Annotated in this window: 3 protein-coding genes; all 3 read right to left on the reverse strand. The window is 39.2% G+C overall.

Translation table 11 applies throughout. From position 1 onward, the window contains the following. Window positions 1-92 precede the first annotated feature (92 nt). Window positions 93-10,859, reverse strand: a complete 10,767-nt coding sequence (locus tag GOP56_RS04695) for a non-ribosomal peptide synthetase (RefSeq protein WP_163244670.1) — start codon at window positions 10,857-10,859, stop codon at window positions 93-95. Window positions 10,860-10,957: 98 nt separating this feature from the next. Further along, the gene (locus tag GOP56_RS04700) at window positions 10,958-14,185 is read right to left on the reverse strand and encodes a non-ribosomal peptide synthetase (RefSeq protein ID WP_163246806.1); all 3,228 of its coding nucleotides are present in this window, start codon (window positions 14,183-14,185) and stop codon (window positions 10,958-10,960) included. Window positions 14,186-14,795: 610 nt separating this feature from the next. Beyond that, window positions 14,796-15,812, reverse strand: coding sequence for an NADP-dependent oxidoreductase (locus GOP56_RS04705; protein ID WP_163244671.1), 1,017 nt, complete (start codon window positions 15,810-15,812; stop codon window positions 14,796-14,798). Between the last annotated feature and the right edge of the window lie 151 nt (window positions 15,813-15,963).

The raw sequence follows: 15,963 nt of genomic DNA on the forward strand, positions 1-15,963 counted from the left end.
GCTATGTGATATGAAAAGAGAAAAAGGTTGTTCCTCCAACGAAACTATAGCCTGTGATCCTCTATTGGAGGAACAATCGCATGAATCATGTATTAAATGAGCTCAAGTATGTTTTCTAAATCCTCAAATGAAAGATCATCATCGCCCAAATCACTTGGGGTTAATTCTCCTCCTTCCTTGGACATGCAATGCTCAATGATTAGCAACAAATACTTTTTATAGGTTTCTGCTAATGTGGCAATTGTCTCTTCCTTGTATTGGAGCTTATTGTATCCAATACTAATTTGCAATTTTCGTCCTTCAACAACAGATGAAATATCTAATAAAAATGGTCTTTCAGATTCTGGACTAAACAAATTGCCTGTATTGGTTTGCGAAAGTGCAAATACACCGTCTTTTCCATCAGAATCAAATTGCCCTAAATAATTAAAGCTGACCTCTGGTTGTAAACCAAACGATAGGGAAGGTCGCAACTCCTTAATCGTTAGATAACGCAGGATGTCATATCCGATCCCTTTCTTTGGAATATGCCGCAGGTTTTCTTTTACAAGCTTAATTTGAAGCGAAATGTCCTCCGACTCGTCCAAATCTAATACAACTGGATATTGAGAGGTGAACCAGCCTACGGTTCTAGAAATATTCATATCATTTCCAATATCCTCGCGTCCGTGTCCCTCTAGGTTAATAATCACCTGATTGGTATGAGCCCAGTCTTTAAAGGCTAATCCTACCGCAGTCAGTAAAATATCATTAACTTCCGTGTGATACGCATGATTTACATTTCTTAATAGATTCTCTGTTTGTTCGCTCGTAAGCTCAGTTTTAAGAAGATGGGTGTTCTTCTGCGTATTTTCTACTTCGTTAAAGTCTCTTGGGAGCATCGTCATCTTTGCTGTTTTCTCTAGATTCTCCCAGTACTCCATTTCTTTGATGATTGTTTCACTATTGGCATACTTTTGCATTTGAATAGCCCAGTCTTTCACTGAATCTGTTTTATCCGGCAATGTTATGTCCTGATGTAAAAGTGCCTGCGAATAAGCGGTAGAAAAGTCTTCGAACAAAATTCTCCACGATACACCATCAATCACTAAATGATGGATAACAATCAGCAAATAATCTCCTGTGCCTGTTTGAAAAATCGCTACTTTCACCAATGGACCTTCTGTAAGATCAATACTGCTTTGAATCTCATTGGCTAACTCCAAGATTTTATTGTCTACATTGATTTCTTCTTCCAAATCAAACCTGTAAAGATCAAATAAATGATTCTCAATGCCCCGATTCCATTGAATGATTTTATTATTTTGACGTTTATACACCATACGTAGGGCATCGTGATGTTCTACTATTTTTTGGAATGCGAGTGCTACTGCCTCTTGATCAAAGCCTTTTTCCCTGTGTAGCATAACGGCTTGATTCCATTGATGCATTCCCGTAAATTGATTTGTGAAGAACCAACTCTGGATCGGCGTGAGCTCTATTTCTCCTTCTACTACACCCTGATCGCTTTTTTTATGGCTAGGTGTGACATAAGAAATGACATGCTCGATGGCTGGATTTTGGAACAAATCTTTCATTTCTAATTTCCAACCAGCAGTAGTCAGACGAGTCAGCACTTGAATGGCCTTAATTGAGTCTCCGCCTAATTCGAAGAAATTGTCTCGAATTCCAATTTTCTCTATACCTAAAACGTCTTGCCAAATCTCTGTTACCAATTGTTCTAATTCGTTTCGAGGAGCGTCGTATGCTTTTTTTGTATCAAAATTTTTATTTGGTTCAGGCAATGCTCTGCGGTCAATCTTATCGTTTGGTGTCAGCGGCATTTTAGCGAGCTGTACAACATAGGATGGAATCATATAGCTGGGCAAATCATCTGCTAGATATCCCCTTATCTCGGCTACAGACAATGCTTCGTCAGAAACCAAATAGGCACATAAATAAGATTGTCCTTGCTCATCCTCACGCGCTAATACTGCTGCTTCTTTGATCTGATGATGCAATAACAGAAGACTTTCGATCTCACCAAGCTCTACTCGGTGTCCACGTATCTTCACCTGATGATCGATTCTACCAAGATACTCGATGGTACCATCGGGAAGCCATCGTGCTAAATCCCCCGTTTTGTACATTTTTTGACTTGGGTTAAAAGGATTCGTAACAAATTTCTCAGCAGTTAGTTCTGGTCGGTTCCAATATCCTCTGGCTAGACCTACACCTGCTACACACATTTCTCCTGCTATTCCAATGCCCTGTAGCTGATGGCGCTGATTTAGAATATAGACTTGTGCATTTTGAACAGGAGCACCTATCGGAACAGACTGAGCTATGCTTGATCTTTCAGAGGCTTTCCAGTACGTAGCACAAATAGATGTTTCAGTAGGGCCATACCCATTAATATAGGTTACCTTGTCTTTCCATTTATCGACCAGGCCAAACGATGTAGCAGAACCTGCCGTGATCAGTATTCGTAATGTAGAAAGATGTTCTGGATGAAGATGGATAGCATACGTTGGCGGTAAGGTAAGAACTGAAATCCTTTGTTGGTTCAGAAATTCCTCGAATTTGACAAAATCATTAATGGTGTCCCTTGAAATGATAACGAGCCTTCCCCCGGTTACTAAAGCCATGAACATTTCCCAAACAGAGGCATCAAATGACTGGCTGGCAAACTGACCGATATGATCTTTTTTAGTTACGCCCAAATTCTCCTCAAAGAACGTTTTTAAATTTGCTATTCCGGTGTGCTCTAACATAACTCCTTTTGGTTTCCCTGTCGTACCAGAGGTATAAATTACATACGCTAAATCGGTTGGTTGACTGATAGAAACTAGATTGGTAGGAGCAATGGTAGCTGGTAGCTGCGTGGAGACATTGATAAATTCTGCATCTGAATCTACACCGTTCATCAAATGAGGCTGTGCAAGCACCCATTTCGTCCGACTATCTTCTAGCATGTACCGTATCCGATCCTTTGGATAATCTGGGTCTATTGGTAAGAAGGCCGCGCCTGATTTTAAAATCGCTAAGGTACCTATCACCATGTCTAGAGACCGTTCAACCATGATGCCCACTAATTGATTGGGTTGTGCGCCCTTTTCTCGGAGTAGCCTTGCAAGCTGATTCGCTTTAGCGTTTAATTCCTGATACGTCAATTGGACCTGTTCATTAACAACAGCTATTTCATGCGGATGCTTTTCTACTTGCTCTTCAAACAATTGATGAATCGTTTGATCTGATGAGAACACGGCTGAATTGTCATTAAATTGGACTAGCAACAGTTGTTTTTCCTCATCCGTTAGCATGTCAATATCAGACAAAGTAACCTCTGTGTTAGCAATAATGGTCCGTATAATTTGCAGGAAATGGCCTGCCATTCTCTCAACAGTCTTATGGGTAAATAGCTTTGTACTATATTCAATGCGGAATACAATCTCGTCTGGGCCTTCCGTCATATGAAACGCCATATCAAATTTTGATACTCCTAGGGTATCCCCTTGTTCATATGGGCGCATCACAAGCTGATCAAAGACTCTTGTTTCCACATCGCCATTTTGAAGAATAAACATCGTATCAAAAAGTGGATTTCTGCTTGGGTCTCTTTCCAAATGCAATTTTTCTACGAGCTCATCAAATGGATAATCCTGATTTTCGTAGGCTTGTAGGGCATTCTGTCTTACTTCTTTAAGAAAATCTTGAAAGGTTTTATTCCCTACCGGCTTATTTCTCATCGCCAGTGTATTAACAAACATCCCAACCATATTTTCAACATCAGCATGTGACCGACCGGCAATAGGGGTACCAACAATAATATCCTCCTGCTCAGAATACTTGGAGAGTAGAACATTATACGCTGCTAACAAAACCATATAACGCGTTGTACCTGCCCCAGCCGCTACCTTTTGCAGACCATCAAATATCTCTTTTCCCGTTCTCATCATGAACTGATCTCCATCGAAGCTTTTTACGGCTGGTCTGGTATAATCTGTCGGTACATTCACCACAGGTATTTCGCCAGCAAACCTGTTCAACCAATATTCTTCTTGTTTTTTTATGGCATCCGTTAAGAAAAATTCATTTTGCCAAGAAGAGAAGTCTTTATACGTTATAGGCAGTTGAGGAAGCTGTTTGCCCTCATAAATATCAGCAACCTCTCTCAGAATTATTCCAATCGAAGTACCATCTGAAGCAATATGGTGAACATCGAACAGGAACAAATGTCGTTCCTCTTCTAGCTTGACGAGACGGCTTCTACATAATGGGGAGACAGCAAGATCAAATGGCCTTACAAACGATTGGAAGATTTCACTTATTTCCTGTTGTTGAGCTTGCATATACTCCATGTCAAACTCTACATGCTCCTGAATGCTCTGAACGATTTGATCTTGCACCACCCGATAGCTAGTTCTCAGGCTCTCATGCCGATTCATTACTTCTTGCAATGCCCGTTTGAAGCGATCCTTATCTAAAGCTCCTTCCATTACCATCATTCCGGGCATATTGTAGCTAATGCCTGTCCCCTCAAGCTGATGAAGAACGTACATCCGTTTCTGAGCTGACGACACGGGGTAGTATTCTTGGCGCGAAACAGTTGGGATAGGCGTGTAGAGCTGTTTTTCAGATAAAGAGATATACTCTGAAAGAGCTTCAATTATTTGAGCTTCAAAAAAAATTTGTAAAGATAGCTCAATTTGGAATGCTTTATGGACTTGTGTGATCACCGACATTGCTTTGAGTGAGTCACCACCCAATTCAAAGAAATTATCCCTTATACCTATCTTTTCAATCCCTAAAACAGCTTGCCAGATATCTACTAGTGATTCCTCTATCTTGTTTCGTGGGGCATCAAATGATTTTCCTGAATCCTGATTTTTATCAGGCTCGGGTAAAGCCTTACGATCAATCTTATCGTTTGGAGTTAACGGCATTTTATCTAGGTGCACAAAATAGGACGGGATCATATAGTTTGGCAATTCATTTGCTACATACTCCCTTACCTCAGTTACCGTGACTTGTTCCTTTGAAACGATATAAGCACATAAATATGATTGCCCTTGATGGTCATCACGTGCTAGAACAACAGCCTCTTGTATGGCAGGATGCTGTAATAAAAGACTCTCGATTTCACCTAGCTCTACTCGATGTCCACGTATTTTGACTTGATGGTCCATTCTCCCCAAGTATTCAATGTTTCCATCAGGTAGCCATTTTGCTAAATCTCCGGTTTTATACATTTTTTCGCCGGGTATAAATGGGTTATCCACAAATTTTTCAGCAGTTAGTTCTGGTCGATTCCAATATCCTCTCGCAAGCCCTACCCCACCAACGCACATCTCGCCTACCTCGCCAATCCCCTGAAGCTGTAGATATTGATCTACGATATAAACGCGAGCGTTTTGCATAGGAATACCAATCGGAACTGAATTTCCTTCACTCTCTGCTTCTGCCTTCCAATATGTCGCGCAAACAGAGGTTTCAGTGGGACCGTATCCATTGATGTAGTTCACCTTATCCTTCCATTTATCCACTAAGCCAAATGAGGTAGCAGACCCTGCAGTGATAAGAGTACGTAGAGTAGGTAGATGTTTTGGCTCAAGATGAATGGCATAGGTTGGTGGTAAAGTAAGTACGGTAACTCCTTTGCAAGTAACATAGTCTTCGAATCTCATAAAATCGGAAATCTTCTCTTTTGAAATGATCGCTAGTCTAGCACCTGTAGTTAGAGCCATGAACATTTCCCAAACAGAAGCATCAAATGAATGGCTAGCAAATTGGCCAATGCAATCCTGTTCACCGATGCCTAGGCTATTTTCAAAAAATGCTTGAAGGTTAGCTATGCCAGTATGCTCTAGCATAACTCCTTTTGGTTTCCCTGTTGTACCTGACGTATAAATCACATATGCTAAATCAGTTGGTTGGCTGTTAGGAGGAAGGTTAGTGCTAGCGAAACCAGCTAAAATAGGTTCCGAGACATTAATATACGTAGCATCGCATGCAACCTTATTCATCAAGTGTGGTTGAGCAATCACCCATTTTGCCTGACTATCCTCAAGCATGTAGCGGATACGATCTTCTGGATATTCAGGGTCAATTGGCAAGAAAGCTGCTCCTGATTTTAAGATCGCTAACGTGCCTATCACCATATCAAATGACCGTTCAACCATAATGCCAACTAGTTGATTAGGCCGAACCCCTTTTTGGCATAGTAATCTCGCAAGCCGATTTGCTTTTTCATTTACTTCTTGATAGGTCATCTGATCCTGCTCGAAAATAACAGCCACCCCAGTGGATCGCCTTTCTACCTGGTGTTCAAATAGTTGTTGGATCGTATGCTCCGAAGAAAATTCAGCTTGCGTATCATTAAATTGCTTGATCAATTTCTGTTTCTCGTCTTCTGTTAACATATCGATGTCAGACAGGCTAATCTCTGGATTCTGCACTACTGTACGGATGATTTGAAGCCAATGACCTGCCATTCTTTCTATTGTTTCTTTCTTATATAAACTCGTGGAGTACTCTAGGCAGCACTTCAATGTATTGTTACCTTCACTTACCTCTAAAGAGACATCAAATTTAGCGTGCTTTCCTTTTGGAACATATGGCGTACATTTTAGTTCGTCTAATTCAAAAATGGTATGCTCCGTGTTTTGCAGAATAAACATGGTATCAAACAAGGGATTTCGACTTAAATCCCTCGGGAGCTTTATTTTTTCTACCAGAAGCTCAAACGGATAATCAGCATGTTCAAAAGCAAGCAAAGCATTATTTTTTACGTCCGCTAGGAACTCAGAGAATGTTTTGCTTCCTACAGGCTTATTTCTCATCACCAATGTATTGACAAACATGCCTAATAGACTTTTCGTATCTGCATGTGATCTTCCCGCTATTGGCGTTCCTATCATAATCTCTTCTTGATCTGAATATTTTGAAACCAACACATTGTAAATTGCTAGTAAAACCATGTAGAGAGTTGTTTGCGTCTCTTGAGCAATTCGATACAAGCCATCTACTAGCTCCTTTTCCATTTCAAAAGAGTAGCGATCACCTTCAAAGCTTTGAATCGTAGGCCTTGGATAATCTGTCGGTAAATTCAAAGGTGCTACTTCTTCTGAAAATGCAGTCAGCCAGTACTCTTCTTGCTTGTTAAAAGCTTCCGTTTGGAAGAAGTCCTTTTCCCACACAGCGTAATCCTTATATTGGATTCGTTGCTCAGGAAGTGTTTCAGCTTGATATAATTTGGTTAATTCATGTATAAAGATATTTGCAGATACACCATCTGAAATAATATGATGCATATCCACAAGTAAATAATGGCGCTCTTCCGTCACCTTAACTAAACCTACTCGTATTAACGGAGCTGATTCAAGAGGGAACGGCTGAATAAATTGCTCAATCATGAGGCCAATATGCTCTTCTTTTGCCTCCAAAAACATTACTTTCATGTTGACAGTTGGATTCACTCGTTGGACAGATTCGCCATTTACGGTATGAAAAGAAGTCCGTAGAATTTCATGGCGATCCACTAATCTCTCAACTGCCCATTCAAGACGTTTATATTGTAGAGGGCCCTCTATCATCATGACGGTTGGAATATTGTATCCCGTACCTTCCTTTGAGAGCTGGTGTAAAATAATCATACGCTTTTGTGCAGATGACACTGGGTAAAATTCCCTGATTGAAACTGGTGGTATAGAAATATACCTCTCGTCTACCTCTTTACCCCCACTTTCCAAGTATCTAGCAATGGCTTGGATCGTTGGAGTTTTAAATAATATTCGTAACGGAAGATCAATCCCACACTCTTTCTGGATGAGAGAGATAAGACTCATTGCCTTTAAAGAATGGCCGCCGAGTGAAAAGAACTGATCATGGACGCCAATCCTGGCAACACTTAGTACACCCTGCCAAATAATAGCTAGCTTTTGTTCTAATTCAGTGGATGGAGCCACATAGGCTACATCTGCTCCAATCGTTCCCTCAGGTTTTGGCAAGGATCTTCTATCAATTTTTCCGTTAGGAGTTAGAGGAATTTTGTCTACTGACACAAAAAATGAAGGAACCATATAGTCAGGAAGAGTTTTCCCCATATAGTTGCGCAGATCCATATCACTTACTTTTTTGCTTAAAACAAGATATGCGACTATATGCTTTGTCTGTTTTTCATCCATTTGATCTATGACAACTGCTTCTTTAATATCCTTATGATTGAGCAGGTGTGACTCGATTTCGCCAAGCTCGATCCGATGACCGCGTATTTTTACTTGCTGATCTATTCGACCTAAATATTCGATATTGCCGTCTGGTAACCAACGGGCCAAATCTCCCGTTCGATACATCCTTTCCTTTGGTTTAAAAGGATTGGCACTAAATTTTTCAGCAGTCAGCTCTGAATTGTGAATATATCCTCGGCCTACATTGGCACCTGATATAAATAATTCCCCTGCGATACCGTGTGGCTGTAGCTTCTTTTCTTTATCTAAAATATAAACGCCAGTGTTTGAGATTGGTTTACCAATCGACGGGATTTTAGGAATCTCATGGTTAGGATCAATCGTATAGGTTGTTACAACATGAGTTTCTGAAGGGCCATAATGATTATGCAAATATACCTGATTGTTACGTAAATATCGCTTCAGCTCATGGGTCACCACTAATTGCTCACCGGCTGTAATGATATGTTTCACACAAGTTGGAAATATCTTAGAAAAGCTTTTATCGTTAAAAATGAATTTTAAAAAGGCACTAGGCAGTGATAAAATACTTATTTTTTCCCGTTCAATGAATGTGAACAGCTTCTCTACATTACGTCTGGTATCTTCGGTAATGAGATACAGCTCTCCCCCACTTAATAGTGTAGAGAATATTTCCTGATAGCATACATCAAAACTACAAGTCGTATATTGTAATACCTTTTCCTTATACGAAATATTGGTTGTTGCAAAGGTAAATTGCATTAAGTTAACCATATTCTTATGCTCTAGCATTACCCCTTTTGGTTTCCCTGTTGTTCCAGATGTGTAGATAATATAAAACAGGTCATGAGAGGAATTCAGGTTTGCTACATCGTCCATGCTTTCTGACCAAATGCTACTAGCTTGGATATCTACTATTTCTATTGAAGTAGGATTTTTATACATGAGATGTTGCTGTGTCAGAAGGATTTGCACGCCGCTATGCTCCAGCATATAGCTAATTCTTTCGGCTGGATATGCAGGATCAATCGGTACAAATGCTCCTCCCGCCTTTAGAATTCCTAGTATACCTATCATCATCTCTATCGAGCGATCCATCATAAGTCCGACAAGCCGATCTGGCCCAATTCCCTTGTTTCTCAAAAATCGAGCTAATTGGTTTGATTTTGCATCTAGCTGTCTATATGTGAGGCGTTTATTTTCCAAAACAACAGCAATCTGATCAGGGGTTTTCTCTACTTGTTCTGCAAACAACTCATGAATGGTCTTATCTGGATACGGAGTCTCTGTGTCGTTTAACTCAACAACTACCTGCTGATATTCCTCCTGCGTAAGCATCGTAATATCCTTTACAGCCACATTTGGATTATTTGCCACGCATGCTGCTATTTGCTTCAAATGTCCTTCCATTTTTTTCATAAACGCTGTAGTAAAAACGAAAGCATTATAATCTAATCGAACATGAAGTTCTTCTCTTGGCTGAACCATAATGGTTAAATCATAATTGGTTGGCTCAAACATCTCGACCGAAAGAACCGAAAAACCAATCTTTTGCATGATACTGTTCTTTTTCAATTCTTCCACTAATGGATAATTTTCAATAACAACAATATGATCAAACAGGTTTTGTTTTAATTCAGAATGATTTTGAATCTCGTACAGAGGAACATGTTCGTACTGTTGGAAGCTTAGCGTTCTTTGATGAACATCTTTTACTACTTCACAAAAGGCTTGCTCTGCACTTGTTTGAACGCGAAAAGGAAGAGTATTAATGAATAAACCAACCATTCTCTCGATTCCTTGTAAATCAGTTGGACGACCCGACACAACTGAGCCGAAAATTACATCGTTTGACGAATTATACCTTTGCAGTGCTAGTCCCCAAATGGTTTGAAAAATGACAGGTAGGGTCACCTGATTATTTTTAGCGATTTGCTGTAGCTGCTGCGTTAGCGCACGATCAAATGAAAAATGATATTGCTTTGGCAAAAACGCTGACTTTTCTCCAGAAGAACCTTTTTTCGGCAATACAGCTTGATGCTCATAATCTTTTATATATTCCGCCCAATACTGAAGCGATGTCTCTTGATCTTGTTTCTCCAACCATGCAATAAAGGTGCTGTATGCTTGTACTGGTTGTAGTGACAAAGGCTTATTTTCGACTAAAGAATCATACATCTGAATGAGTTCATCAAAAATAATACTGAAGCACCAGCCATCCATAATAATATGATGAAAGCTCCAAATGACCTGATACTCATTTTCCTTCATTTGTAGGATGATCACTCTCATGAGAGGATCTTTGGTTATATGAAACGTAGCTTCTTGGTCTTTTCTTTTCATTTGATCCGCTTGTTCCATTTTTGTTCGCTCGTCAAAGGAACTCAAATCATGAAATTGAATGGGAATGGCGCGTTCCTTCAAAACGACTTGGACTGGCTTTTTCATTTTCTCATGCAAAAACGTTGTTCGAAATACGTCATATCGGGATACCAGCATTTGTAAACTTTTTGCAAACAAATCAACATCCATTTTTCCTTGAATGTGGATCGTCATCTGTACCAAATGAGAGTTATTATCCCCGTTTAGTAAGGAATGAAACAGCATCCCTTCTTGCATAGGAGATAGTATATACATATCCTGAACCAGTTCTCTCCTAAAAGTACTCACCCAGCATTCCTCATTTCTATTTTTTACTTTTATTAAAAAAATAACAGCAGGAAAGTGTAAGTACACCTCGTTTCATTCGTCACCTATCCTTCTAGGGATTACTTCATGGATTCTTCTAGTAAACCAAAAATATCGTCCACATCTTCCAGTTCAAGACCTTTTATACTAAAATCACTAGGTGTACGTTCAGTTTCCTCCTTCTCCATACAGTGTCTAATCAAGCGTAGAAGGTGATATTTGTATTTATCGCCAAGCTGTTTAATCGACTCTTCCTTATATTGTTGGTCACTATATGAAAAAGATAGATTCATCCTGCCATTCTCAATCACCCCAGTGATATGTAAAACCATATTGCTTTCCATTTCCGGACTGATATTGTTCTTCCCATCCGCACCAAGAGAATTTCCCTGACTATATGGTGAACGGGTAAAACCTTGACCCTCCAGATCAGAATCGAATTGTCCCAGATAATTGAAAGTAATCGAAGGTTGAAGAGAAAAGGAAAGAGAAGTGTTTATTTCTTTTGCAGTTTTATATTTTAAGATTTCATAGCCGATCCCTTTGTTCGGAATCTTCCGCAAATTCTCTTTAACACTCTTTATGTGATAAGACAAATCATCTGATTTATCCATCTTTACTAGAACAGGATATTGGCAAGTAAACCAGCCTACTGTTCGTGCTATATTAGCTTGTTCGATAATATCCTCTCGTCCATGCCCCTCTACATTTATGAGGATTTGATCTACTTTAGCCCATTCCAGAAGTGCAAGACTTAACCCGGATAGTAAAATATCATTTATTTCTGTTTGATAAGCATGATTCACGTTTTTTAATAAATGTCCCGTGTCTTCCACTGACAATTCCATTTTCATATGCTGGATACTATTTTGTTTGACTAAGGAATTCTCAAAATCTTTGGGGAGAGGAGTAGGTTTTGCAATAGATTCGAGCGCTTGCCAATAAGGAATTTCATGTAAAAGCTCCTTACTAGTAGCATATTTCTCAATTTCCAAGGACCACTCCTGAAATGAATCCGTTTTTTCTGGTAAAGCTATCTCTTTTGATTCCAATACTTGCGCATAAGCTGTACTAATATCTTCAAATAATATTCGCCACGAAATACCATCTACTATCAAATGATGAATAGCAATAAATAAATGGTCACCCTTTTGGGTATGAAATAATCCAAGCTTTACTAATGGGCCTTCATTTAGATTTATTTGGCTGTGTAAACGATAGGATTCCTCATAGATAGCTTGCTGCACATCTTGATTAGATCTTAGGTCAAATGTGAAAAAGTCGTATAGTGGACCTGTTTTCCCTCGATTGATCTGTTTAATCCTTCCATTTACTTGCTTATATACCATCCGAAGAGCATCATGATGCTCAATCATTTTGTCAAATACCTTTCGGATGAGTATCTCGTCAATTCCATTCGGGTGGGAAAGCACATATGATTGGTTATAATGATGCATGTTAGTAAATTGTTGATCAAAGAACCATTGCTGGATAGGGGTTAATCCTACTTCTCCCTCGACAATGCCTTGCTCACTCTTTTTACTTGTTTGCTTTAAAAGGGGGACAATTTCTGTAATGGTTGGATGCTTGAGCAAATCCTTTGTTTCAAGCTTTAGCTGATGGGCATACAATCGAGCAGCTACTTGGATCGCTTTAATTGAATCTCCTCCAAGAGCGTAAAAGTTATCATGAATACCAACTCTCTTATTCCCTAATACACTCTGCCAAATCTCTGCAAGGATGGCTTCTATTTCAGTAGTCGGTGCTTCAAATTCTGTTGTATCAAGTAGAGAGGCATGTGGTTCAGGCAGGGCTTTTCGATCAATTTTATCATTCGGAGTTAGTGGCATCTTATCCAAGCGTACAAAATAGGAAGGAATCATATATACGGGTAGGTCTTTTGCAACATGCTCTCTTAATTCAGCAGGTGAGACTTGCTCTGTTTCGACAAAATAGGCGCATAAATAAGCTTGTTCCAGCTCATCTTTCTTAGCAATGACAGCGGCTTCTCTAATCTTGTGATACCGTAATAAAACAGTTTCTACTTCTCCCAATTCCACTCGGTGTCCCCTAATTTTTACTTGATGATCCATACGTCCTATATACTCAATGGTCCCGTCTGAACGCCACTTCGCCAAATCCCCTGTTTTGTACATTTTTTCACCGGGTAGATACGGATGAGTAATAAATTTCTCGGAAGTTAATTCTGGACGATTCCAATAGCCTCTTGCTAGTCCAATCCCACTGATACATAGTTCACCCGTTTCTCCAAAAGGTACTTCTTCTAAATTTGGATTGAGAATATAAATCTGTGTATTTTGAATAGGTGAACCAATGGGGACTGCCTGCTGCCCTGCGTCTTCTGTTTTTGCTATCCAGGTGGAAGCACAAATGCTCGATTCGGTTGGACCATATGCATTCATGTAGGTTACTTTATCTTTCCATTTATTCACTAGGGGAAAAGAGGTGGCTGAACCTGCTGTGATGAGTTTACGCAAATATAAAATGCGCTCTGGGTTCAAATGAATAAGATACGTGGGTGGCAGTGTGATAATCGAAATTTTATGCTGGTTCATAAATGTTTCAAAGCTTACAAAATCGTTTATCGTATCCTTAGAAATCATATATAAGCTAGCACCTGTTAGCAATGCCATAAAGAACTCTGATACAGATGCATCAAAGGAAATGCTGGCAAATTGCCCGACTCGGTCGTTTGGTGTAATTTCAAGTGTTTTTTGGAAATAATCGATTAGATTTACAATACCTTTATGCTCCAGCATGGTTCCCTTTGGATTTCCAGTCGTACCGGATGTATAAATTACATAAGCTAAATCGGTACTCTTGCAGTCCAAATTAAGATTTAATTCCGCTTGCATCATAATTGCTGGATCCTCAAAAGTAATAACTTGACCTTGGAAATCAGCTTCGCGGATAAGACCAATAAGAGCATGCTGGGTTAAAACTATTTTGGTTTGACTATCTTTTAGCATGTATTGAATTCTCTCTTGCGGATATTCAACGTCGATCGGGACATATGCCCCGCCAGCTTTTAAAATCGCTAGAATGCTAATAACCATTTCTATCGATCGATCCATGAAAATACCAACAATTTGATCAGTCTGAACGCCTTTTTCTATCAATAATCGTGCGAGTTGATTTGCTTTGGAGTTAAGCTCTTGATAGGTAAGCTTTTCTTGTTCTAAGATAATGGCAGGATTGTCTGGGGTTTTTTCAGCTTGGCTTTCAAAAAGCTGATGAATTGTCTTGTCAGATAGATAGGGTGTTGTGAGCGAATGACTGTGTATCATCACAGTTTAACCTCCTATGCTTGAAAAATATACAAATACTTCTTTTTCATATATCTGTGCCGATGATATTCAGCACCTAACCCCCGTTCTATTCGTAGATTTTACTCTGTGGGATATCACTTTTTAGAAAAGCAGAACAAAAGGAATTTTGGATCGTAATTATAGTAATCAAGGAGTGTTTCATAGAGGAAAAAAGAATCATTGATCTTGGAGATTATAAAAGGTCTCGCCATCTTATAAAAAGAGGTATATTATCGTATTATCAAGCTACAACCTCATTTATACTATATCGAGCAAATCGACAGTTAACATCAACTTTTTGTAATTTTATCTTACATTTCCATGATGGATGTGTAAGCATTACAGCCATAACATGCATTTCAGCAAATTGCTTTATTTTACAAATGCTCATCTTGGATTAAATTTACAATAAGTTACATAAAATTACAATATCCAAAACTAAATTCATTCATCATATAAAGATTTATTCCATAATATTTTGAGTTTGACAAGCGGTTCCATGATTACTTACTAAAAAAACCAGACCTTCTATTGAAAGCCTGGTTTTTCTTTATGAAGGATATAAGCTTCGTTTCTTATATTACATTTTTTAACAATCAGAAACTTTTACCAATTGCTTACCAGTGTTCTCTCCAGTAAATAGCCCAAGGAAAGCTTCCGGTACATTCTCCAAACCTTCTACAATATTCTCGGAATATTTTATTTTTCCTTCCTTGATCCACTGGGCCATCTGTGTCATTCCCTCATGATAACGATCTGTATATTGAGTCACCAAAAAACCTTTCATAGTAGCTGTTTTCTTGAGGAGCTGCACCTGAACCCTAGGTCCAATATCCTGCTTCTCTGAATTGTAGAGAGAAATCTGACCGCAGAGAGGAATTCGCGCTCCCTGATTAATCAAGCTCAGAACGGCATCTGATATCGGACCACCCACATTATCAAAATAAACGTCTACCCCGTTTGGGCAAGCTTTTTCTAATGCTAGTTGCATATTTGGTGTTGTTTTATAATTAATTGCGGCATCAAATCCGAGCTCTTCTGTTACATACTGAACTTTATCATCAGAACCAGCAATCCCTACAACACGTGCCCCTTTGATTTTTGCTATTTGCCCGACAAGCATTCCCACCGCTCCTGCGGCCCCTGAAACAACTACGGTTTCCCCTGCCTGTGGTTGGCCGATGTCCAATAGACCAAAATAAGCGGTCATTCCAGGCATTCCAAGTACACCCAATGCGGTTGTAGTTGGTGCTATATTTGTATCGATTTTTTGTACTTCTCCAGCATCAACCACGGAGTAATTTTGCCATCCCAATAGACCAAGGACAACATCCCCGACTTGAAATTCTGAGGACTTCGTTTCTATTACTTCTCCAATTACTCCACCGGTTATCACTTGATCTAGCTGAAATGGGGGTATATAAGATTTTTGATCATTCATTCTCCCCCTCATATAGGGATCAACAGATAGGTATAGAGTACGTATTAAAAGCTGATTGTCATTGACTTCAGGAATAGAGGATTTGATGAAGGTGAAATTATCTCTTGTTGGAACGCCAACTGGCCGACTAGAAAGTAAAATCTGATTATTAACTGCTTCACTCATTAGAATACCCTCCCTACTTATTAGGAAACGTTACCTTTGCAACCTTATATTATCATACAAAATGAATTAATTAAACTTTTTTTGTGTATTTCGTTTAGTTAAATAGCAGTTATATGTGTAATAGCTAATTTTACGTTATAATGTAATTTGA

The organism is Brevibacillus sp. 7WMA2 (assembly GCF_010748895.1).
GTDB lineage: Bacteria > Bacillota > Bacilli > Brevibacillales > Brevibacillaceae > Brevibacillus_B > Brevibacillus_B halotolerans.

Excerpts from the sequence above, each read along its gene's own strand:
- GOP56_RS04700 (WP_163246806.1), bottom strand. The coding sequence starts at position 14,185 with ATGATACACAGTCATTCGCTCACAACACCCTATCTATCTGACAAGACA.
- GOP56_RS04705 (WP_163244671.1), bottom strand. The coding sequence starts at position 15,812 with ATGAGTGAAGCAGTTAATAATCAGATTTTACTTTCTAGTCGGCCAGTT.